Raw genomic sequence first — 24,101 nt, 5'->3', positions numbered from 1 at the left:
AATGGGTGACGGCATGGAGCAGGCACCCCACGCCGCGCTGCTCGGCTCCGGCTGGCACCGCCACCGGGTGCCGGAGGGCTCCTCGGGCCCGGACCGGATCCGGCGGATCGCCGAGAGCGGCTTCGCCGCGCTGCCGATCCCCAAGGAGTTCGGCGGCGGCGGCGCCGATCTGGTCGCGATGGCCTCGGCGCAGCGCGCCCTGGGCGTCGCCGATCCGTCCACGGCCATCGCCCTGAACATGCACTCGTTCACCGTGGGGCTGATGGCCGACTACTGGCGGCGCCACCGCGACACCAGCTGGATGCTCCTTGAAGGCATCGCGGGTTCGCACGCCCTCGTCGCGTCGGCGTTCGCGGAGCCGGGGGGCAGCCCCAACTTCATGAGCAGCCGGTCGACGGCGGTCCAGACCGACAAGGGCTACCTGGTCTCCGGGGTCAAGTACCCGTGCTCGCTGGCGTCCACGGCCACGCTGGTCTGCCTGACCGCCCGCGTCGAGGCGACCGGCGAGACGATCCTCGCGCTGTGCCCCGCGGCCTCGCCGGGTCTCACCGTGGAGGGCGACTGGCCGTCCCTGGGCATGACGGGCTCGGACACGGCCAGGCTGGTGCTGAAGGACGCGGAACTCGACGACCGTCTCGTCTTCCACCGCGGCCCCGCCGACGTCATCGACGACACCGTGATCTCCGGGATGGTCTGGTTCGCGGTGCTGCTGAGCGCCACCTACCACGGGGTCCTCAGCGCCCTGCTCGACACGGCGTACCGGCAGGTGACCGGCGCCGGCCGTTTCGGCCAGCGCGTCCCCCTGCTGGGACGCGCGACACGGGAGCTGCTGACGCTCGGCGGCGCCTGCCGCCAGCTCGGCCGGGACTTCGAGGACGGCCTGGTGTCCGGTGACGCCGCCCTCGCCGCGGCCGTCGCGCTGCGCGCCACGCTCAGCGACGTGCGGGACCGTGTCGTGGCGGCCGTCACCCCCGTCGTCGGCGGCCGCCTGTACACCCGCGACCAGCCCGCCGCGAGGCTCCTGATCGACTCGCTGGCCGCCCACCACCATCCACCGAGCCTGCTGGTCTGTGACCAGGTGGTCGGAGACCACTGCTGCGGCCGGGAGATCACCTTCGACCCGGCCGTGTGAAGGTCATGGCCGCCCGAGAGGCCCGGCCGTCCGAAAGGAGAGTCAGAAATGCCCTATGTCGAGGTCAGCCTGCGGATCGAGTCGCCCGTCGAGGAGACCTGGCGGGCCGTCACCAGGCTGGAGGACTACGCCACGTACATGGACAACGTCGAGTCGGTCGACGTGCGCGGCGAAACCGAGGACGGCAAGCGCGTGAGCGAGTGGGCGGTGCTCCTCAAGGGCTCGGTGCTGGAATGGGTGGAGGTGGACGAGCTCGACGAGGCCACCCGCACGATGACGTTCGACCAGGTCTCGGGGGACCTGGACCAGTTCACCGGCTACTGGCGGGTCGATCCGCAGGACGACGGCGCGTCCGTGGTGACGTTCTCCGTGGACTTCGAGATCGGCATCCCGCTGCTGGCCGACATGCTCAACCCCGTCGCCACCAAGGCACTGCGGGAGAACTCCGAGCAGATGCTCCGGGCGATCGAAAGGAGGCTCGTCGTCTCGTGACCTCCTCCCAGCGCATTCTCGTCACGGGCGCCACCGGAGCGGTCGGCAGCGCCATCGTGCGCCGGCTGACCGCGGCGCGTCACGACGTGTACGGGGTCAGCAGCCGGGGCGGCCCCTCCCCGCGCCAGCTCGCCTGGCGCATCGGCGCCGAGGAGCCCCCCGGGGAACTCCGCGGTCCCTGGGACGCGGTGGTCCACTGCGCCGCCGACACACGCTGGAGCCTCACGGTCGAAGAGGCGGAACAGGCGAACGTGGCACCGTTGCGCGCCCTGCTGAAGTGGATGGACGACGACACCCACTTCGTCCACCTGTCGACGTCCTACGCGACCGGGCTGACCGGCAGCGTGGAGCCCACCTCGGCGGACGCGTACCGCAACACCTACGAATGGTCCAAGGCCGCCGCCGAACGGCTGATCACCAGCGAGCGCGCGTCGGCCGATATCGTCCGCTTCCCGATCGTGATGGGAGCCCGGGACGACGGCTTCCTGGAGCGGTACAGCGGGTTCTTCTGGCTGCCCGCCGCCATGTGCAGCGGCGCCGTCCCCGCGCTCGTCGCGGAGAAGGACGCCTACCTCGACATGGTCAGCACCGACGATGTGGCCGAGCACGTCCGCGCGCTGGCCGGGCAGGGCCCGCCGGGCGAGGTCAGGCTCGCGATCCTCGGCGGCGGCGACGGCGCCCCGCGGATCGTGGAGACATTCGACACGGTCCTGGCCGCCATCAACGGCTGGCGCGAGGAGAACGGCATCCCGGAGATCCGGCCGCTTCCCTACGTGACGATGGACCAGTGGAACCGCTTCTATCTCCCCTTCGCACGGGAATACCTGGACCGGGTGCAACTGATGCGCGTCACGGCTTTCCAGGCATATCAGGGATATCTGTCGGTGACCGAGCCTTTCGACGTCACGCACAGCGTGGAGCCGATCGTCCCGACCATTTTCCGCTCCATTCGCCGCTGGGCGGAGAAGCACGAGTCGACCGCACGCCGAATCCCCCGGCCGTGGCGCCCCTGAGCGCGTCGGATCCGCCGCGGCGGCGCCGGGCTCACTGCGCGGTCGAACTGTAGGAGCCGAGGTGGAAGAGCAGCGCCCGGTCTCCATCACCCGGCACGGCGGCGCTCACCCTGCCGACCACGATCCAGTGGTCCCCACCGCCGAACACCTCCTCGACCGTGGCGTCCAGCCAGGCGGCGGCCCCCGCCAGCCGGGGGGCGCCGTTGCCGGGACCGCAGGTGAACCCCACACCGGCGAACCGGTCGACACCCGCCTCGGCGAAGGTCCGTGCGATCTCCGCCTGCTCCGCGGCCAGCACGTTCACACAGAAAGCACCGGCGGCCCGGATAACAGGCCAGGTGCCCGAGAGCCGCGCAACGTTGAACGAGATCAGAACGGGGTCCAAAGACAGCGACGTGAACGACTGACAAGTGAATCCGACCGGCCCGCTCCCGGACATCGCGGTGATCACTGCGACACCGCTGGGAAACCTCCCGGCCACGGCCCGGAAGACGGAGGAGTCGGCCATCGTCGTCGTGAACGTCATCAGACCCTCAGCGCCGGAGAAATGGATATCGAGGTCACTCGCCACACTTCTCCAAGTATGCATCAGATTCGAGAATATGGCATCATCGAGCAACGAATGGCGCCCCGGGCTCCCGCGGGATGCGACCGCGGCCGGGCCGCTGACCCGGCCGGGTCCTCCAGGCGGCGGGTCAGCCGTCCAGGGGAATGTGGGTCGAGCCGGTCTGGGTGAGCTTCTGGATGGCGTAGACCTCGGATCGGCCGGGGCGGGTCGAGTCGGTGAACTGGAACACCGCGCGTCGGCGCACGACCTCTGTGCGGAGGTCGGCCGGGTTGACCAGCTCGACACGCTGCGCTTCCGGGCCCCAGGCGAAGCGCGGGCACTCGACGTGCGTGCGGTCGCCGACCGCCTGCTTGCGCAGAAGGGCGTACGCGGCCTCGGTCGCGGGGATCACGGGAGCCTCGACGATGGTGATGTCGAGCTGCACCACCGCCGGCTTCACCGGGCCCGAGTCGACGTGCAGGACGAGCCGTAGACGCTCGCCAGGGGTGAACGGGCCGTTCGCCTTCTGGAGTGCCGCCAATGAGAGCTCATACAGTTTGCCCGGGTCGAGTGTTTGCGGCCCGCCTGCGGCGTTCGGGTTCGTCAGCTCGCGCGGGGTCTGATCCAGGTCGATCTTCTGGAGTGTGAGCGTGACCCTCGGGCTGCCCGGGGGTGCTTCGTCCCAGTCGAAGCGGATGGCCAGCGTGCTGCCGGGGTTGCACTCCCGCCGCTCGGCGGAGAGGGTGATGACGCGCTGCGGGCTTGTGCCACCCGCTGCCTGCTGCGGGAACTGCACCGAGACGCTCGCGTGGGCGGACGGCGAGGCGAGCCGCCGGTTGTATTCAGGGTCTTCGAAATGGACGTAGCGCGGGACGAGGGGCAGGTAGGGCGCGCTCGGGTCGGCCACACGGAGCGGGAAACGCAGCACATGGCTGTAGCCGTCGTGATACGGCTCCGCGCCGGGCTCGCGGGGGGCGAACCGCGCTCCGACGCGGGCATGGATCGTCGCGCCGGGCGCCATGCCGGCGATCAGCCCGCGGGCCCGGTCGGCGCGGGTCTTCGCGTCGCCGGGGAGCCCGAACTGGTGGATCGACAGCTTCGCCGTCTCGACGGTGTCGACCTCCGGGCCCGGCAGGGGCACGCCGACCGCGGCGAGCTGGGCCCGCAGGGCCGGTGTCAGCGCCAGGGTCGGGGTGGTGATGTTCTCAAGCGCGGTGACCCGCCCGGCGCCTACGAGCTCCAGGGCCAGGCCCCAGTCGGCGATGCGGGTCTCCGGTGTCTCCGGCTTCTGCCCGCCGACCAGCGGGATGGCGCCGTCGACCCGGTAGACGAAGGTCAGGACTCCGTCCCAGCCCACGTCCAGTGCGGAGCGGTCGACTGCGGCGAGCTGGAGCCGGAGGCGCTGGGCGGTCGGCCGGTACGTCGGATTCTCAGGCGGGTCGTCGAAACCGGCGCGGAATGCCTCATCGGCCGGGGACGACGTGACCAATGCCGGCTTCTCGGGGTCGAAGTGGCTTGCCCAGGTGCGCAGCGCGACTCCCTGCCGGCCGTCGACATTGGCCGGCAGTGGCACGGGACGCGGGGTCCGGTGCTGAACCGGGAGCCCGCCAGAGAGCATGGCGAGGCCGCGCGGGCGTGGGTGCTCACCGGACAAGGTGATGCCGCTCTGGCGCAGGACATGGTTGCGGAGCGTCACGAACACACCGGGACGCGCGCCGCTGACCAGATAGCGCAGCCCGCCGGGCAGGACCGGCTGCCAGCGTTCCAGGGCCAGGCCCTCCGGGATCCCCGGCTGCCGGCCGTCCGGCTTGGGGAGGTCGGGCTGATCGAACAGCGGCCCGGTCAGCGCCGGCAGTGGCGGGTCGGGCGGTGCGGGGAGCAGGCTGCGGACGGCCGGTGCGCGGAAGCGCCGCGGCAGGCCGCCGGCCGGCCGGCCGGTGTGCAGGGCCGAGCGGAACTGCACCGTGCGCTGGACGGTCTGCCACCAGAGCGTCTGGCCCGCCGCACCGGGGGTGGCGGCGCCGATGACGCCCCGCTGTCCCTTGGTGTAGTGCACGCTGACGCGCAGCGCGCTGAGACCCCAGGGCCACGCGGGCAGGTCCTCGCGCACCGGGCGCCGGGTGAGGTGGAGCGGCTGCACCCCGGCCGTCTGCGGCGGCGCGAGCTCGAAGTCGCGGGGGCTCGCGGGGATCGCCGCGACATGGCACTGGCCCTCGCGGTAACGCAGGCCGGCGAGTCCCGGGCGGATGCGGAACAGCCGCTTCGCCAGTGGCGACGTGGTCGTCACCCGGACGAGGGCGAAGGCGTAGCCCGTGGTCAGGGCCGCCTCCCCCACGTCGTCCGGGCGGGTGTTGTCACTGATCGTCCGGTAGCGCAGAACAGCGATCGGCGACTCCGGCGCCAGGAGGCGCTGGGACTGGACGGCCCAGCTCTGGGCCTGGGCACGCAGCTGGTCCTCGTCGGCCAGCTCGGGCGTTTCCGGCCGGACGCTCCACATGCGGCTCGCGACGGGCTGCAGCCGGGTGGTACCGGGTGCGAGGCAGAGCAACTCGGCCACCAGCAGCCGCGGTTGCAGCGGCGAAGGACCGCCCGCCGGGACCGTCGGAGCCGGTCGCCACTGGAGCCCCAGGTACGGGCTGACCACGATGTTCAGCGGACGCGGGTTCTCCGCCCCGTCGACAGTCAGCGGCGCGGGGATGAGAGTGGCGGCGGGATAGCGGCGAGGGTCCTGTCCGTCGGCGGGCGCCTGGCCGAGCAACCCGCTGCCCGTGATGAGCGCGGCGGCCAGGGTCCAGCCGTAGGGCGGCTTGTTGGTCGGCGCGAGAGTGCTCACGGCTTGGGTCAGCAGCAGCCCGTCCTCACGCCAGACAGGGTCGGCGTAGGGGGAGGGTTCGGGGAGGGCCGGCCGGCTGTCCGGCTGTGGCGGGTAGACGGAGCGGCGCGGGTCGAAGGCCCGGCGCAGGGCGACCGGGCGGCTCAGCCGGGCCGGTGTCTCGGGGAGGGCCGCGAGGATGCTCTGCAGGAGGGCGTCCTGCGGTTCGGGGGGCGGGTTCTGAGCCCGGAACCAGCTTTCCTCCAGAGCCAGGGGATCGAGCCGGGCGAAGCTGCGTCCGACGACGGTGTCCAGGCTGGCGAAGGTGACGGCCAGAGGGGTGCTGTCCGCCCAGCCGGAGAGGGCGAGGGCCAGGGCGGGCAGGGCGGTGGCGGGGGCCGCGGCGCGCAGGCGGGCGATGAGCAGCAGCGGGTCGATCTGCAGCGGGCCGGCCTGCCCGGCGGCTGGTTGGGCCAGGTCACGGGCCGTGTCCTGGAGCCTTCCCACGAAGGGCATGGTCAGCAGCAGCCAGCGCGGGTCGGCCGGGTCACTGGGCGCGTAGTCCGCCGGGCTGCTGAGCAGGGCGCCCTGGCTGCCGGTCGGGAGGAACTGCAGCGTGGTGGCCACGCTTTCCGCGACGGGCGTCTGCCTGATCAGGTGGTGGGCGCTCGCCTCGATGAGCAGTGTGTCCCGGGGCAGTGCGTCGAGCGCCGCCCCCGAATCGGCCAGCAGGGCCGACAGCCCGGCGCCCAGGTAGCCGGCGCTCACGCTGCCGAGCGGGCTGACGCCTTCGACGGGGTCGGTGGTCTTGAGGGCGGCCATGGCGCGGAGGAACTGTGCGGCGCGCTGGGGTGCGAGCAGGCGCACCTCCTGCACGGCCGTCCAGCGGGCCTCGCGGCCGAGGGTCCCGCCGCTCGCGTCGGACGCCGGCGTCACCTCGACGAGCTGGTGCTCGACCAGGGCCAGGGTCTGCCAGCTCTGGCCCTGGGCGAAGGTGAACAGCAGGGGGCCCTCGGCGCCGGTCAGGACGGAGCCGGGCAGTTCGTGCTGGTTCAGCAGCACCCTGATCGTGTGACGCATATGCGTCAAGGGCGGGGGCCCGGCGGCGCGTGCCGCCGGCAGGGTGATGCGCGCGGCGACCGGGTCGTGGTTGAGCTGCTGCGGCCAGGAGACAAGGTTGGTCGCGGTCAGCATCCCGTTGAACAGGAAGCCCTCCTGCCAGTCGGAATCCTGCAGCCGCGAGGTGAAGCCCACGACGAGGTCTCCGGCCGAGGAGCCGAACAGCTCTGCCGCGTCGGCGCTTCGGCCCGGACGGGGATCATGCAGCGAGCGGCCCCAGTGGGCTATGAGCAGGGCCTCCACGAAGGCGCCGGTCAGGGGCAGCTTCGGCAGGTCGTCCGGCCGGGCGGTGGCGCGGAACGTGACGGTGGCGAAGCCGGGGGCGGCGCGTCCGCTCAGGCCGGGCGTCTGGGCATCGGCGAGGCGCATGCCGGGCAGCAGCTGGACGCCCTCGGGCTGTGCCGCGCTGTAGCCGTGCCAGCCGAACTGCAGCGTGGTGTCGTCGGCCAGGGCGGCGGGCGAGCCGTCGGGGAGCTCGACGGCGAGGGCGAGGTCGCCGAAGAGGCTCGCGGAGTCGAGCGTGAAACGATCCGCCCCCTTCGCCATGAGATCGAAGGTCAGCGCGGCCGCGACGGCCTCGCCTCTGGTCGTGGCGGGCACCGCCGCCGGACCCGCGCCGAAGCGCGCGGCCACCTCCTCGGCGGTGAGGGCACGGTCGTGGACCGCGAGCATGCGGTAGGTGCCCAGCCAGGCACGGCCGCCCGTGATCTCATCGCCGAGGGCCAGTTCGAACCGGTCGTCCCACGCGGCCAGGGTCCCGCCCACGTCGTGCTCGGCCTTGAGCTGCCCGTTGATGTAGATCCGGGTCCGGCCGTCGGCGGAGCGTGTGCAGGCCAGGTGGGTCAGGGACGTGCCGAGCGAGCCGGCCGGGGTGGCGAGGTCGGGGGCGCCCTCGTCGCTGGTGACACCGGTGCGCAGCCACAGGTCGGCGAAGGACGAATCCAGCAGTCCCTTGCGCTGCTGAAGGGCCACGTTCCGGTGCCCGGCGTCGGACGAGACGGTGACGATGGTGAATTGCCCGCCCGTCAGCCCGCCGGTGACGGGCTTCACCCACGCCTCGACGCTGATCTCGTTGCTCGCCTTCACCGCGGCGTTCAGCTTCGTGGCGGGGACGCCCGAGCGGATGAGCGTCGCTTTGGTGAGGGTCAGGCCGTTGGGGCTCCAGCTCAAGCCCTGGGTCGTGGCCGCGCTCAGGTGCAGCGGCTCCCCGATGCCGGAGGAGTCGTGGACGATCGCGCCGCCGCCCTCGTCGAAGCGGTAGAGGGCCCGCAGGCCGGTGGGCGGTCTGCCGACCCGCACGGCGAGGGTGAGCTTCAGTGTGTGCTCGCCGCCGGTCATGTCGAGGCCGAGGGCGACCCGCTGCGGCACGATCGGGTCCGGGCTGGACGCGCCGGACAGGGTGAAGGGCGGCGTCGTGGGACCGGGGAAGCCGATCGGCGGCAGGGCGGCCGTCCACTCCACCCGGAACAGGTGGAAGGAGAGCCGCACCTGCCCGGCGGTGAGCCCGGCACCGCCGGACGCCAGTGCGATGCCGCCGACCCGCAGGCGCGGCGCGTCACCGGCCTCACCGGCGGAGACGGCCAGCGGCCACTCCAGGGCGCCGCCGTCCAGGCCGATGGCGCTGAGGTTCAGCGCGGTGCCGCCGCCGGAGAAGGTCAGCCGCACGCAGTTGCCCAGTTCGGCCTGCTCGTCACCGGAACCGGCCACCGGGAGCTGCAGCCGCCCTATCACGTCCACCGTGGTCACGCCGTCACCGGCGAAGACCACGCGGTCGAGGACCAGCGGGAAGAACCGCAGGCCGAACAGGTCGAGGCCGGGCGGGGGCGCGTCGGGGTCGTCGTCGAGCGGGCGCAGGCGCCACTCGTACCCGGTGCGGTGCTCGTAGTCGCTGCTGCGCGCCTCGGGGTCGTTGGCGTCGAGGTCGAGCTCGACGGCCTTCGGCGAACGGGCGGAGGCTTTGCTGTAGGTGGCCCCCTGGGCGGGCAGGTCGCGGAACCAGAGCCGCCAGGACGCCGCGCCGTGGCCGAGGGCAAGGGGCACGCGGGTGGTCGTCAGCTGCACGTCACCGGCCGTGGGATGGCCCAGCGGAGTCCTGATCAGGTTGGACGTGGGCAGGCTCGCGCCGCGTACCAGGCCGCGCTGGTCGGCGAAGCCGCCGTCACCGGCGAGGCGGGCGGCCATGCTTCCGGCCGTCAGCCGGTACCGGGCCGGGTCCGCGGGCGTGTCCGGGGGCAGGCGGCGCAGGCCGCCCGCTCCATCGGCGAAGTCGCCGTCGATCCCGAGCAGGGCCGCCTCCCCCGTCAGCGCCAAGGGGGCGCTCGGGGCGGGGGCGGCGTTGTCCAGGCGGAGTTCGCCGGGATATCCGTCCAGGGCGAGCGTCGCCTGGACCGGCCAGGCGTGGATCGAGGCCAGGTGGCGCAGCACGGTCCGGCCGTCCTGCCGGGCGAACGCGGCGACGCCGTCGGCGGCGGCGAGGCCGGCGCGCTCGGCGAGGCGCCGCCAGTGGCCGGCGTAGTCCGCGCGGGTGAGCGGACGCGGTGGCTCGGGCCGCGCCGTGTCGGGCAGCGGAGAGCTCTCGCGAGGATCTTTGAGGATCTTGGGAAGCTGGGCCAGGGCCCGGACCTCGTCGGTGTAGGGCAGGTCGTAGCGGTACTGAAGGGGCAGGCCGAGCGCGGCGTCGTTCTGCGGAGCGTCGCCGTCGGGACGCGGGTCGAGCACCAGGCCGGGCAGCGACAGCGCCGTCAGGGGCAGGTCGTACAGCTTCGCCTCGTCCGTGCCGAGCCATTCACGGGCGGGCGAGAGGGCGCCGCCGTAGCGCGGCCAGCCCTCGGCGCCCTCCGCCGCGAAGCGCCACCCGGCAGGCAGATCGATGCCGTCCTGGCGGGTCACCGGCAGCTCGAACGGGACGAGCTGCCGGCCGGCGATCGGCACGTTGGGCGGGCTGACGCTCTGGGTGAGCGCGAGGGCCTGCACCATCGGCAGAGCCGGGTGGCGGCGCCAGACGAGAGGCAGGGCGGCGCCGAGGGTGTCGGACGGCAGGGCACCGGCGTCCACGAGGGCCCGCAGCAGCGCCGGGTCGACACCGTACTGGAAGGCCCAGGCGCTGAGACCGGCCGAGGGGACGGGCTTGCTCCGCCATGCGAAGCTGATCGTCTCGAAGGCGAGCCGCACGAGGGGCGCGAACAGCTCGCGTCCGGTGACGGTATGCAAGGGCAGGGTTTCCAGGCCGCCGATCCAGTCGTCGAGACCGGGCAGGGCGTCGGCCGCGGTGGGCGCCTCGGTGCTCAGCCAGAACAGGCCGTTGAGCGCCACCTCGGGGGCGTCCAGCGCCAGCTCGGCCGACTGGAGCCGGTACTCCTGGCCGCTCGGGGCGAGCACCCACGTGGCGGTCATGCGCTGGGCCGCGGCGAGGGTCAGGCTCCAGGGCTGCTCGCCGGGGACCCGGCCGCCCCCGGCCGGGTCGTCATTGCCGAAGCCGACGGCGCCGAGCAGCAGGTTGCCGGGCGGCGGGGCGGGCTCCTCCCGGGCCGCTCCCGCGTCGAGGTAGACCTGCTCGGACAGGTTGGGCAGCGGAAGCTGCGCCCAGCCGTCGTCCAGCGGCGTGAATCCCCACAGCACGGCCGGCGTGACGGGGCGGGTGCCGCCTTCCGCCGCCCGGGTCCAGGACGGCTCGGGCTCCCGCAGTGTGGCGCGGAGCCGGCGCGCGGCCTCGTTGGGGTCGAAGGCGAGCGTGGTGGCGGCGAGGGTGACCCGTTCGCTCCAGCCCGTGCCGTCGCGGGCGGCCTGGTAGCCGAGCACGCCGGTGGAGCCGGCCGGCGGCCCGCCCGCCTTCAGCTCCACCCGCAGTTTCGCGCCGTCGACGGCCACGCGCGCGCTCGCGGGCGTGATCCGGGCGAGTGTGTCCGGCTGGGCGGCCGGGTCGTAGGGCCGACGATCACTGAGGAGCACGCCGAACTCGTCCCCGGCGAAGCCGATCGGACGTGTGCCGGGCTGCTCCTGCCAGGGTGCGATCTCCCAGAAGAGACGCGGGATCGCGAGCGGGTTGGCGAGCTCCAAAGTGGCCCATTCCGGCATGGGCAGCGGCTCGGCCAGGCCGTTCAGCGGGTTGTTCGGGTTGAGATAGCGGTTGAGGCGCCGCCAGGAGGCGATGACCGCCGCGCGCTCGCCCTCCGTCAGCCGCTCCGCCTCGATCGTCATCCGGAAGCCTCGCACCGCGGTCCCCGCCGGCACGGGGTCGGGGACGACCCGCGCGAGCTGGAACACGGCTTTGACCGGCGCGCCGTCCCAGAGCAGGCGGATCTGGCCGAAGGCCGAGAGGCCGCCGGCGTGGACGGCGAGGGCACCGAGCAGGCGGGCCGGCCCGGTCCGCTGCGTGATCGCCGCCGGCTCGATCCCCAGCGCGGTGTACAGCTTCTGCGTGGCGCTCGCCTGGGCCGTCATCGGATCGAGGATGATCTCGCCGCCGAGGCAAGTGAAGGTCGGCAGCTTGCCGGCGACGCCCTTCGCCCAGCCGTCGGCCGGGGCCTGCAGGAGCAGCAGGCTGGCGGTGCCCGCGCTGATCGCGGCGCGGATCGCCTGCGGTGAGAGCTTGCCGTCGGGCTTGTTCCCGCTGCGCTTCCACACGTACTGCGGTGTGCCGCCGCTGGTCGGGCTGATCGTGACGGCGGTGACGTAGACCAGCGCCAGCAGGGAGCCCGGCAGCAGCACGTCGTCCTCGCCGGCGGCCTGGCGTGGCGTCGTGTCCGCGAACAGGGTGCGGAACGCGAGGTTGGTGGCCGGGTCGGCCAGCCGGATCACCTCGGCCTCGGCCGCCCAGAAGGGGCCCGCGATCTTCAGCTTCGGCAGCTCGGGGAGTTTCGCCATCTGCTGCTCCTGGTCCGCTCATGGCCCCGGGGGCCGCCGTCAGAGGCCGTTCCGCCTACACGTCCGCGGGGTCGATCGGCCGCGGCCCGCTCGGCGCGGCGCTGCCGCGGCGGGCGCGGACCACCAGGGATCGGCCGCGCATCCCGCTCCCCTGGCTCGCGCGGTGCAGTCGCCTGAGGGCGAGCTGGTCGGGCCGTCCGGGGTAGGACGGCAGCAGCGCGGCCGGATCGTCCGCGCGCATCATGCCGTGGTACCGCATCAGCACGGCGCCGAGCAGCAGCTTCTCGGCGAGGACGCCGCTGAGCCCGGCCTGGATGGGGCGCACGGCGACGGTGAAGGGGACCGTGACCGACGGCGCCTGCGCGTCCCCCGCGGCGGCGTCGCGGACTGCGACGATCAGTTTCTCCACGGCTTCGGCGAACTCGGGGAACCGGGCCCAGCGCCGCAGAGCGGCGATGTCCGCCGTGGTCATCGCGCCGCTCCACCCGATGGCGGTGTACTGCGTCCCCGGCGCGTTGCGCGCGAGTTCCGCCTTGCCCTGGAGCTCGTCGGGGATCTGCTCCGGTCCGGCGGGGATCTCCACGCGGGTGACGGTGTCCGGGCCCGCGCCCGCCGCCTGGGCGACGATCTGCGCGATCGCCCCGGTGAAGGCGCTGTCGCCGGGGAGCCGCCGCAGATCCTCCGCGGCGGCGTCCGACGGCCCTTCCCAGACCAGGGTCAGGGTCTGCGTGGGCAGGAAGTCGATCAGCGTGCCGAGCCGGCCGGGCAGGGCCCCGGCGGGGGCGCCCACCGGCTCGGTGGCGTACCAGCCCTCGAACAACTGCCGGATCTTCGCCGCGTCCGCCTCGCTCATGAGCCCGGCCAGGGCGTCGCGGTCTCCCCTGGTCATCACACCGGCGAACAGCAGGCGTCCATGCTCGTCGATGGCCGTCCGGTTGCGCGTGTCGAGCGGCAGGTCCGCCGTCGAGTAGCCGTGGCCCAGCTGCTCCTCGCTCACCTGGACCAGATCGACCATCAGCGGGAAGTCGCCGAGAGCGCCGGCCGGGGGCATCAGCGTCGTCCGCGCCACCAGGAAGCGCTCGCCGAGCTGACGGTGGGCGAACCTCTTGGCGACGGGGTCGTAGAAGCACTCGGCCTGCACCTCGATGTTGCCGCTGAACAGCTCGACGATCTGGTAGACGACCTCGGGGTCGGGCAGAGCGCCGGGCTTGCGCGCCGTCGCCCCGCCGGTCACCGGGTCGGGCTGCTCGGCGGGCCAGCGCTGCTGGGCCTCGTCGGAAAGGCTGTCCCAGAACCGGCGCAGCGGGATGGCGATGCTGCGCACACGGGTGTCGGGCTGGAGCGGGGCGTCGCCGGGTATCGCGTCGGGGAAGGGCGGCAGCCGGTGCCACACGATGTCCGCGCCGCTCACGGTGGCGCTGGGCAGGGGCGAGCGGTACGTCAGGTCGCGCTGGGTGACACTGTTGATCTTCGAGACGGTGCCGTCGGTCTGGGCGATCACCAGCAGGCGATGGTCGTAGTAGAACGGCAGGGCCCGCCACTGCAGGGCGAGGACGCCCTGCGAGAAGTCGCCGACGCGTTCGGGGAGGTCGAGGCCGCGCAGCTCGTCCTGGTCGGCCGCGCCGTCGAGGACGAGATGGTCCGGCCGGTCCGGCAGGTGGTCCGGGATGTCCGGGTATTCGTCCTCGACAAGGCGCACGGGCAGCTCACGCTGGTTGTCATGGGCGAAGCCGCGCACCCAGTGGTACCAGCTCGTGTAGCCGAACCGGCGCAGCAGGCTGAAGGCGATCTGGCGGAAGGCGAGCCGGCGGACGAGGGTCTGGTTGTGCTCGGCCAGGGTCTGCTCATGGTGCTGGGCGACGATCACCTCCCAGATCGCGCCGGGCGCCGGCGGGCGGGCCGGGGTGGCCGGCTCATCGAGCCGGCGCGAGCCGAGTATGAGCGGGGCGTCGACGGCCTGCGTGCGCTCGATCACCACGTCGAGCCCGCCCGCGGCGGGGTCCACCTTGACGGCCGGGACGTCGATCTCGGCGGCGGCGCGGCCGGGGAAGAGCGTGGGCGATCGGCGAAGGCTCTGCCAGAGCAGGTCATAGCGGCCGTAGGGCTGGAAGTAGTAGCGCAGCGTATGGGCCCAGCGGTCCTCAAGCAGCTGGGTGTAGGTCAGGCGTCCGCCGGCGTCGGGCGTGGCCGGCGCGGGCGATCCCGCGCGGGGGTAGGCCGTGGCCGCCCAAGGCCCGGCGCCGGTCGCGGCCATCCCGCCCTGCCCCGCATACACCGCGCCGCCGGCGTCGAAGAAGCGCGCCGTCCAGGCCAGCACGTCGGGCAGCACCTTGGCGATCTCGGCCTCGCCGGTGGGGAGGCTGACCTTGCCGGTGTCCGGCACCTTGGGGTCGTTGCTGTTCAGCGTCTCCAGGTAGTACTTGAGCCGCAGCCATTGGACGTGCTCGGGCACGTCGTCGTCCGCGGTGGCGAACACCTTGGCCAGCGCGCCGGTCGCGACGGTGAAGTGGTTGGCGCGCTCGTCGGTCGGGCCGAACTCCTCGCTCCGCACCGTCCCGGCGAGGCTCTCCACGGCCTGGAGGTCGGCCGGGGCAAGGGAGGGACGCAGAAGCTTGATCTGGTCGGCGCTGAGCATGGTGCGGGCGCGGAGCAGCTTGCGGGCCGGGTCGTAGTCCAGCAGGGGCGCGACCGCCGGGTCGAAGGGTTTCGGTTCCGCGCTCAGCTTGGCCGACGGCCGTACCTCGATCGTCGCGGGGAGCGCCGCACCGCGCAGGAGCAGGGCGGCCTCGCCGTTGAGCGGCAGCCTGATCGTGCGGGTGAGCGGGGACGGCTGCGGTTCGAGCTCCACCTGGCCGGTCCCGCCGTCGGGCCGGCCGACCAGGCTGCACGGCGCGGTGAGCGTGAAGCGCACCTCGACGTCGGTGTTCGAGCGCCCGCTGATGGTGACGGCGCGGTAGCGCAGCCGCTGCCGGACGGTGGGCCGCAGGCTGATCTGGACGAGGGCGAGAAGATCGTCGCCCGCCGCAGGCCGCTCGCCGAGCTGGATGCTGCGTCCCGGCTGGAAGAGCAGTTCCACATGGAGGTGACGGCGGACGGCGGCGAAGGCCGCGGTGTCGGGGTCGGCTTCGGGGTCGGCGATGACCTCGCCGCTTCCGAGCTGCGCGAAGAGCCCCTGGAGCAGTTCCAGCAGCTTCGGGCCGCGCACGGCGCCCGAGATGGGGTCGTGGAGGCTGAAGGTCACCGCCAAGCCGAGGCGCTGGAGCACACCCCAGCCGTACCGGTCCGCGCCAGGCGGGCAGCTGGCCAGGAAGTCGGCCAGGTCGTTGGGCAGCGTGGGCGGGCTGACCTGCAGTGCGGCGGCGTAGCCGTCCGATATCCGGCCTTGCGGGTCGGTGACGCTGCCGGGGCGCATCGCGCGCAGCCGCTCCACCAGCCGTTCGAGCAGCGGATGCAGCGCGGTCTCACGCTTCCCGCCCGGCCGGGTGACGCCTTCCCACGTCGGCCACTCCAGATAGGAGTCCTGCCAGGAGTACCAGGGGCCGCGCTCGTCCTGGACGCCCTGGGCGGAGGGATCGGGCCGGCGGCGGCGCTGGACGGCGCCGGGGTACCAGGCCTCCCACTGGCTGGTGTTCAGTGTGTCGCCTGGCACGAGCGGCAGGTCGTCGGCCGGGAGCATCTGGACCTCTTGCAGGAGCCGCAGCTCCTCGGCGAGCCGCGTGGCGCTGGCGAAGGTGTCGGTGGTGGCCGCGTCGATGTCCAGCTCGTACAACCGGTAGCCGGCGTTCAGCTCCAGAGGGTAGGCGGCGTCACCGCTCGGGCCCTGGTTCCAGCGGAAGCGGATCGCCCGGATCCCCAGGGGATGCGGGCGGAACCCGACGATGGCCCCGATATCACCGGTGAAGACGAAGGGGTCCGGGCCCGCCGCCTCCGCGTCGGATCGAGTGATGTCCTGGAGCGGCATCGGCGCGTGGGCCAGGCCCGGCTCCGCCCGCTCGTCCTCGGGCCTCACCACGTCGAAGCCGGCCGGGCGCGGCAGCCACTCCAGCTCGGCCGGGCGGCGTTCCTCACGCGGGTTGCCCGAGTGCTCGATGCGGTCGTCCGGCGCGGGGGACGCGGGCGGCGCGGCCACCGCTTCGGCGGCGAGCCTGAGCTGCACCGGCGCCAGCGCCGAGGGCACGTCGCGGTCGGAGACGGTCTGGAAGTAGACCCGCCACGCCTCGGGACGCCAGGCCCCGTCGGGCAGCACGCCCCGCTCGCGCAGTGTGGCGACCGGGACCACTGCGGCGCGCGCGCCGGGCGGCCCGAAGACGTGATCGAGATCGATCTTGATGTCGGCGGGCAGGGGCCGGGCGTTCGACGTCGGCAGCCCGGTGGTGCGCCCGCGCTGGGTCGTGCTGTCCAGCCCGTAGGAGCCGATCGGCACGGTGCTCTCGCGGCGGAAGATCAGCCGGTGGGTGCGGATCGGCACCGCGGGGCCGTTCTGGCGGGCCGGCTCGCTCCACTCGACGTAGACCTGGCGCGGTGGCATCACCTCCGGGGTCGCCGCGCTTCCCGCCGGATCGAGGTCGGACGGGGCGATGCTGTAGGCCACCGTGAGGTCGCCGTCCACCGGTACGGCGGGCGGGGTGTTCGGGTAGCGCGTCGCGATCAGGGTGAGCGGGCGGCCGGAGCCGCCGGAGAAGTCGACGGGGGTGATCGTGTAGACGTAGCCGCGCCCCTCGCGCGGGAGCGCGGCGCGGTCGTCCGCCGTGTCGGGGAAGTGGTCGACCACCTGGAAACGCGGCTGGAGCAGCGAGAGGGTGTCGGTCGGCGTGGCCTGGTCCGCCCCTTCGGCGCCGGCCACGTCGGTCGTGTGGCGGTGCAGCACCTTGACGGGTTTCACCGTGGTGGTGTGCTCGGCCTCGTCGCCGTCGAGGGCGCGCCTGCGGACGAGATAGTGGGCCAGGTGGTGGTCGGGGTCGTTCTGGGCCCGGCTCGTCCCCGGCATGGCCTGACGTCGCCAGCCCAGGTCCCAGGTCAGGGCGATCGTGCTCGCGTCACTGTACTGGCGCACCTGCTCGAACTCGGGCGGGAACAGGCTGAACTGCGCCTGGGCGACGTTGAAGGCGCGCACGCCTTCGGCCGCCGGGCCGGGTCCGGTCGCCTCGGGCCGCTCGCGCTGGCTGATCGCCGGCTGGGCGTCCAGGCCGGTCGCGACCTGGTCGAGCCAGGCGGGACGGCGGTTGTCGGCGGTCCGCACCGCGAACACCAGCCCCATCTGGAAGGCCGTCGAGCCGGCGACCAGCGTGTCGCGCCTGGCCTGGTCGCCCTCGGCGTGGAAGGCGCGCAGGTCCGAGATGATGTCGTGGATGATCACACCGCGGAGCTGGTGGGCCTGCTGGTCGGCCTGGACCGGGCCGACGGCGCCGGGATCGCCGTCGTCGTGCGCGGCGCCGTCGGCGGCGTAGATCGTCGTGCGCGGGTCGAAGGCCGACTCCAGGAGTTGCCCGTAGAGCTCCTGCGGGTCGCGCTTGAGGAAGGGCGAGCCGCTGAACTGCTCGTAGGCGCCGCGCACGGCCGCCTCGAAGGAGCTGTCGGAGGGGTTCTGCACCCGCGGGTCGCTGACCGGGGGACGGTAGCCGGGCAGCGCGCCGGGGTCGCCGACCGGGCGGGCGGTCGCGCCTTCTCCCGCACCGGCGTAGTGCTGCTTGAAGGCGTTGGCGAGGTGCTGCGCCAGGCTGAGGCCGTTCTCCAGAGGCACGGGGGCACCCGGTGCCCCCGTGGCCTGGTTCACGACGCGGCGCTCGGCGGAGCCGTCGGTGTAGAGCCGCGCGGCCCAGTTCACCGCCCAGGTGATCGGCTGACCGGCGGCGACCGCGTTGCTCACGTCGACGAACCGTTGTCCGGCCAGGGGCTCGTAGTGCAGGAGCGTGTAGTTCTCGCCGTCCGCCGGCTTCGGCACGCGCAGGGCGAAGTCCTTCCCCACGACGGTGCCCTCGGCGGGAGGCGGCGGCAGGAAGCCCGGTTCGGGCTCCGCCACCGGGAAGCCCTCCTCGTCGAGGACGAGCCGTCCCTGCGCGTCGCGGTGCAGCCGTTCACCCTGCGGCAGCAGCACGAAGTAGATCTTGTGCTCGCCGTCCCAGCCCGGCGGCTCGCGCAACACGAAGATGACGTAGCCGGGCACATGGAACACGTCGGCTTCGGCCGGGGCCGGCGCCTCGCCGATCACGGCCGCGAGGGCGCGCGGCGGCAGGGCCGGGCGGCGCGCGGACTGCAGGCGCGTGAAGGCCGGCGCGGCGGCCGGCGCGCCCTCGGTGCCCGGCACCGGCTCGACCTCGGTGGCCTCCAGCCCCAGGGACAGGAACTCCTTGGTCCGGTCGAGGGCGGCCTGGACGTTGTCCTCCTCGAAGGCCACCCTGACGGTGGCCTGGAGGCTGTGGCCGCAGCAGGAGACGCCGACGGTGCCGACGCCGCGGACGCCGGGCACGCTCAGCCCCTTGACGCCGATCTCAAGGCCGGCACTGAACGTGATCTCAAGGCTGAAGCGGAAGGAGAGCCTGATGGTGGTGAAGACGAGCGGGATCTTGATCCAGAACTCGATGGCGAAGGAGACCTGCACCTCCAGCCCGATCGCGCCGTAGACGGCCGACTCGCCGGTGGGGTCCCGGAAGTCGATCACGCCGATGTAGCGCGCTCCGAAGGCCACCCGCGCGGTGGCGCTGATGCGCATGCCGACCAGCCCGAGGTCCACGCCGGCGCTCAGCTGGAGTCTCCCGCGGGCCAGGAAGCTCGTCCCGAGGACCATTTCCGTGGTCGAGACGCGGAAGATGAACCCGCCTTCGACCTCCACGGCCAGCGGGCCGAGCTCGGTGTGCCAGCGGAGCATGTTGGGCCAGCCCAGCTCGTAGTGGAACAGGCCCGGCTCGATGAGCAGCGTGGCCGAGAAACGGCTGTCGGCGATCGCGTCGCGGACGAAGTCGGGCAGCGGCGGGTGATCGCCCGGCTTGCCGCCCTCGGGCTTGGAGATGTGGGCCAGGAAGCGCTTCTGGCGCGGTGAGAGCAGCACGAAGCCGCTCAGGATGGGGTTCTCGCGGGCACCGTCCCGGTTGCCGACGTAGTCGGCGTAGTTGGTGTTGAACCAGCCGCGCACCGACATGAAGAAGGTCAGGTCGCTGCGGAAGGCGATGATCGCGTCGACGAGGAAGACGCACGCGAGATCGGCCTCGGCGAACGCCTCGTAGCGCAGGGGCGAGGCCGACGCCGACGTCTGCGAGATCATCGCCCGCAGCACGATCGTCCAGCGCGGGTCCTGGCCGGCCTCCTCCAGGTCCACCGCCCAGCGGTCGCGTTTGGACAGGTCCCCCTGCGTGCGCGAGAGGCCCTCCAGGGTCTTGAGCAGCTTCCGGACGTCGTTCTCGGCGTCGGCGGCCTTGATGGCGGCGATGGTGAAGCGGTAGCCGAAGCCCATGCCGATCTCGCGCAGGTAGATCTGGATGACCGGGATCATGAAGCTGACCTGGCGGATCTCCAGGTAGAGGAACCAGGCGCGCAGCCATGGCAAGCCGGCGCCGCGGCGCACGCGCAGGAAGCCGAAGCTGGCCGCGATGGCGGGCAGGCCCTGGATCTGGACGAGGCCCTCGCCGACCAGCCCGGTCTGGTCGGGCTCGTCGACGAAGTCGACGACGCCGTTGAGCCGGAAGGCGGCGCCGATGGCCAGGTTCACCGCCAGGCGCGTGAAGTGGATGCGCGGCACGAACTCGCCCGGCAGCGGCAGGCCGATGAACAGCTCGTGGTAGTCGGGCCGCGAGTCCGGCGTGTCGCCGGGGCCCTGGGCGAACTTCAGCTGGCCGGTCACCAGCATGGCCCCGTCGCCGCCGAAGAACTCGCACTGCGGCACGAAGCCGATCGCGCGCAGTTCCATCTCGAAGCAGCCGAGGAAGCCGAACGACGTGGGCTTGGGCAGCTCGATCAGGAACTTCACGTGCTTGCCGATCACCCGGGCGTCACCGGTGAGCGGGCATTGGACGAGGTCGATGCGGGTCTTGCCGAGCAGCGCCAGCGGGCCGTCGGGATCGTCGCCGGGGGCCGGGACGAACTGGGCGGAGCCGGTGACGGTGAAGTAGAGGTGGAAGGCGCCGTCGTCGACGAAGCGCAGGCCCAGGGCGTCGACGGAGAACTGGAAGCGCGTGCCCTTGCAGTCGAGCAGCTTGACGCCGCGCAGGTTCGCGGCGCCCTGCACGAGGGTCAGGTTGCCGCCGTCACGCTGGGCGAACTGCAGGGCGATGTCGGCCGTGGCGTCGCCCACGAGGTCGGGTGGCAGCGGGCCCGAGCCGGCGATGGTGAAGTCGGCGATGCGGTTCTCGCGTATCACGAAGCCGCTGTCGGTGAAGCGGAAGCGCGTGCGCAGGCCGTTGAGGCGGGCCGGCCGGTCGGTGACGGTGGCGGCGAGGGTGACGCCCTTGGGCGTGAGGGCGAAGTCCCGCACGCTGAAGGTGATCGGCTCCTCGCTGGCCCGCGTGAAGTCCAGTTCCAGCGCGGCCCCTTGGGGCTGCTGGATCTGGTAGTGGTAGTCCTTGGTGGCGATGGTGAAGTAGTGGAAGGTCTTGTCGCCCAGGTCCTTGCCCTTGAACCGCCAGCGCAGCCCGAACAGGTCGGGGAACTCGCGCTCGGACTCCGGGGAGCGCAGCTCGATCCCCCGGTCATGGTCGACCTTGAGGGCGAAGGTGCCGAGGTCGAAGGTCAGGCGGCACAGCAGGTCGAAACCGAGGCTCAGGACGCGCAGCCGCACGCCGATGTCGAAGCCGACCTCGCCCTGGGGCAGGGTGATCGGCAGCCCGGTGAGCGGTGTGGGGGTGTAGAGCTGCAGGAACTGGGCGTCGCCGCCCTGGCCCTGCTTGAGGAAGGGCAGGGTGAACGCCCCGCCGCCCGCGTCGATGTTGACGCTCAGCTGGGCGCTCCAGCCCTCCTGGAGGTCTGCCGGGTCGAAGACCACGGGCGTGCAGAGGGCGGCCGGGTCGTTGAGGTCGAGCGGGGCGATCGGCGTGGTGAGCTGGCGGAAGAAGCCGGGCAGCTTCGGCTCGCCGAGGGCGACGTCGAGCAGCACCACGCTGCGCGGCCCGTCCGCCGGTTTGAGGGTGACGCTGAAGAGGGGCTTGTCGGGCGGCTGGGGTGGCTCGTCGTTGTGCAGCTCGCGGTCGCCGTCGCGGCCCCAGGCGAAGGTGCTGCCCGCCGTCACCGGGTCGCCCCCGGTCAGGGTGACGACGAAGGCGGCACGGCCGAGGCCCGCGCCCTGGCGCAGCAGCAGAAGCGAGAAGCGGCCGGTGGCCGGCACGCCCACGCTGAGGCCGGGAAGGGTGAAGGCGGCGCCGGGAGCGGCGGCCTGCCAGTCGAGGCGCAGCTCTTCCGGGCCGTCGCCGCCGATGATCAGGCGGAGGGTGACCTGCTGCTCGCCTGCCGGGCTGCGGTCCCCCAGGTTGGGGACGAGCCCGCCGAGCAGCCGGTTGAGGGCGCCCTCCTTCCACTGCAGGACCAGGCACGCCTTGCCGCCCGCGCGGTGGAAGCCGACCGCGGCGCCGTCGACCACCAGCCCGGTGTCGCCGATCATCACGGGGTACGGGAGCTGGGCCGTGAACGGCGCGTCGAACGTGATGCCGTCCCGGCTGGCCCTCCCGCTGAGCTTCGGCACGTCGAGCTGGACGAACGGGCGTCCGGGGTCGGGCTCGTAGCGGGCGTCGCCGCCGCCGGTCACCTTGCGCATGGGACGCAGCAGCTTCGGGCCGAAGCGCAGCGCGACGGGCATGTCGGTCACGCGCAGGACGGTCTGCGGCAGTATGTCGATCCCGAGGCTCAGCCCGACGGGCGCGCCATCGCCGCTGCCGGGGGCCAGCACGAGGCTCACCGCGTCTAGGCCGGGCAGGCCCAGCACGAGTTCCCGCTCGAAGAGCAGGCGCGTGGTGAGGCTGACGTCGTCGGGCTTGGCGGTGATCTGCGGCGGCTCCAGCCAGACATGGTCGAGCACGGCGGGGTCGGGCGGCCTCGGCAGGAAGTCCGGCCACTTGTCGCCGAGGTAGTCGTTGACGGTGACGAACATGCTGCTCACGGCAGGCAACCCCCCCACGGCTGGCGCGAGTCGACGTCGACGTAGCGGTCGCGGCGTTCCTTGTCACGGGCGCTGAGCACCGTTTCCGCGGTGGGGAGCACGACGGTGGTGATGGTGGACGGCACGCCGACCCCGCTGCCCGGCGTGCCCCAGGCGCTGTTCCAGACGTTGAGCGCCTTGTCGATGTCGGCGATCTTCTGCTGGTCGGCCGGGGTCTGCAGGCCGAGATGATCGCTCCAGAGCCGCACCCGGTACTGCCGTGCCAGCACGTCGTCCTCGTCGAGGATGCCGACCGAGTGCTCGATATCGCTGTAGAGACTGCGCTGGAAGGCGTTCGCCGAGCCGATGATCACCCAGTGGTCGTCGACGATCGTGCTCTTGGTGTGGACGACCACGTTGCGGCTGAACATGCGCACCCGGTTGCGCTGCTGGTCGTTCAGATCGTGGAGCAGGCCGTTCCAGAGCGAGACCTTCGCGTACGGAGGGTAGTGCGAGTCGTTCGGGTCGGCGATCCCGGTGAACAGGATCACCTTGAGATCGTCGCGGGCCTTGAGGGCGGCCCTCAGCCAGATCATGACGTCCAGGCTCCAGAAGCCCTGGTCCTCGATATAGACATAGCGCTCGGCGGCGAGGATGGCGTTGAACCAGGCGGAGCGCACCTCGAACAGGCCGTCCGGGGCGAAGGAGATCTTCTTGTTCTCCGGCAGGAGATTGAACGTCGTGTAGTTGAAACGAGGAATGGTGCGCAGCGACTGGACGTGATGCTTGCCCACGGGCGTGGCCGGCAGGACGCGCGCCGGCACGAGGGGTGTGGTGGGCGTGTGGCTATAGACCTTGGCGTCGTCATAGCGGAAGGGTTCGGGCTCGCGTGCCTTGACCTCGTTCCACATTCCGCGATAAAGGTCGTACATGGCCTGCACCGCCGGGCCCTCGACCTTCGCTTGGACGTCGTGCCATTGCAGGCGAGGGTGCGGCTGGCTGCCGTGGCGGTCGCCCACCAGGTCGAGCCCGCCGGTATAGCCGATGACGCTGCTGCCGTTGCCGACGAGCACCATCTTGGTATGGGACGCGCCGGCCGAGTGGGCGATGATGTTCAGGCACGCCTTCTCGGCGAGGGCGGGTTCCTTGCGCAGCTCGCGGATGGACGCCAGGGTGCCCACGTTGACATTGCGGATGTCGACGGCCCCCGACTGGATCGCCGGGCTCAGGATGAAGTAGTCGCTCATGATGGAGAACGAGATCCAGCCCAGGACACGGACGTCGACTCCGGCGGCCGCCTTGGCCTTGAGCAGGTCGATCAGGTGGTTCGGGGCTCCGGGGCCATCGAGTGAGAACGGCTGCCCCAGCCCGACCGAAGGCCCGGTCGAGGCTCCCTGGGAGCCGGGCGCGGGATTGACCTCGCCGCCCATCAGATGAAGCCACCAGCCGGCGATGTAGAGGAACTGGCCGCCGTTCTCGCTCGGAGTCCCGTTGCCCAGGGCCGCGATCTGCGTGGCGAGGTCGCTGAAATAGCCGACGCCGTCGATCAGCGGGGTGACCCGGCAGCCGCTGAACGTGGCCGGCAACGGCTCCGAAGGGGGATCCGTATCGTCGGGCTGAACGAAGTACTTCTTTCTCAGAGCATCGATGTCAGCCACCGGATGGCCCCCGAAACTAGAAGCGACCGCACAACAGAATTCAGCATCCCGATCGCATGGGAAAACGGCAGGCGGGTTATCGGCTGGGAACGACTATCGCACCACGGAACGATGAGGGCGGGACGAGCGAGGGCTCAACTTTCTCACGAGGGGCACACCTCCACAACTGTCCGGCCCGATCCGGTCGCCACGGTTTCACTGACGGATTGCGACCATCACCCGCCCGACAGCTGATTGTGTCGGCTCCAAGTCTTGTAGAACTCGGGGTAACCCCCATCACATCCGGTCTCCACAGTGAATCGAGAAAGGGGCACACCAGGACCGCCACCGGACGGCCCTGAGAACAATCGGCCCGCCGGGGTATCGCTCCGCCTCGTCCCGTTTTAAGCCGTTTATACCGAATGAAGG

The 24,101-nt window shown here is 72.3% G+C and carries 7 protein-coding genes; 3 read left to right on the top strand and 4 right to left on the bottom strand.

Features of this window, described 5'->3' with window-relative positions:
- Position 1: 1 nt before the first annotated feature.
- The 3 genes from AGRA3207_RS36230 to AGRA3207_RS36220 are packed head-to-tail and all read left to right on the top strand — an operon-like array spanning position 2 to position 2,637.
- Complete coding sequence (locus AGRA3207_RS36230) at positions 2 to 1,132, top strand: acyl-CoA dehydrogenase family protein (RefSeq protein WP_231331828.1); 1,131 nt, start codon at positions 2 to 4, stop codon at positions 1,130 to 1,132.
- Between the two features lie 48 nt (positions 1,133 to 1,180).
- Positions 1,181 to 1,624, top strand: a complete 444-nt coding sequence (locus tag AGRA3207_RS36225; RefSeq protein WP_231331827.1) for a type II toxin-antitoxin system RatA family toxin — start codon at positions 1,181 to 1,183, stop codon at positions 1,622 to 1,624.
- The gene (locus AGRA3207_RS36220) at positions 1,621 to 2,637 is read left to right on the top strand and encodes an NAD-dependent epimerase/dehydratase family protein (RefSeq protein WP_231331825.1); all 1,017 of its coding nucleotides are present in this window, start codon (positions 1,621 to 1,623) and stop codon (positions 2,635 to 2,637) included. The genes AGRA3207_RS36225 and AGRA3207_RS36220 overlap by 4 nt, the downstream gene beginning before the upstream one ends.
- Before the next feature lie 31 nt (positions 2,638 to 2,668).
- Here the strand turns inward: AGRA3207_RS36220 and AGRA3207_RS36215 are convergent, their stop codons facing one another.
- From AGRA3207_RS36215 to AGRA3207_RS36200, 4 genes are all read right to left on the bottom strand, one after another.
- The gene (locus tag AGRA3207_RS36215) at positions 2,669 to 3,256 is read right to left on the bottom strand and encodes a flavin reductase family protein (RefSeq protein WP_231331823.1); all 588 of its coding nucleotides are present in this window, start codon (positions 3,254 to 3,256) and stop codon (positions 2,669 to 2,671) included.
- Positions 3,257 to 3,332: 76 nt separating this feature from the next.
- Positions 3,333 to 11,978, bottom strand: a complete 8,646-nt coding sequence (locus tag AGRA3207_RS36210) for a LamG domain-containing protein (protein WP_231331821.1) — start codon at positions 11,976 to 11,978, stop codon at positions 3,333 to 3,335.
- A gap of 55 nt (positions 11,979 to 12,033) precedes the next feature.
- Positions 12,034 to 22,056: a hypothetical protein gene (locus tag AGRA3207_RS36205; protein WP_231331820.1), complete on the bottom strand. Its 10,023-nt coding sequence runs from the start codon at positions 22,054 to 22,056 to the stop codon at positions 12,034 to 12,036.
- Positions 22,053 to 23,693: a phospholipase D family protein gene (locus AGRA3207_RS36200; protein ID WP_231331818.1), complete on the bottom strand. Its 1,641-nt coding sequence runs from the start codon at positions 23,691 to 23,693 to the stop codon at positions 22,053 to 22,055. The genes AGRA3207_RS36205 and AGRA3207_RS36200 overlap by 4 nt, the downstream gene beginning before the upstream one ends.
- Positions 23,694 to 24,101: the final 408 nt, after the last annotated feature.

Source organism: Actinomadura graeca (assembly GCF_019175365.1).
Classification (GTDB): domain Bacteria; phylum Actinomycetota; class Actinomycetes; order Streptosporangiales; family Streptosporangiaceae; genus Spirillospora; species Spirillospora graeca.
This window is presented reverse-complemented; position numbering and strand designations above follow the sequence as displayed.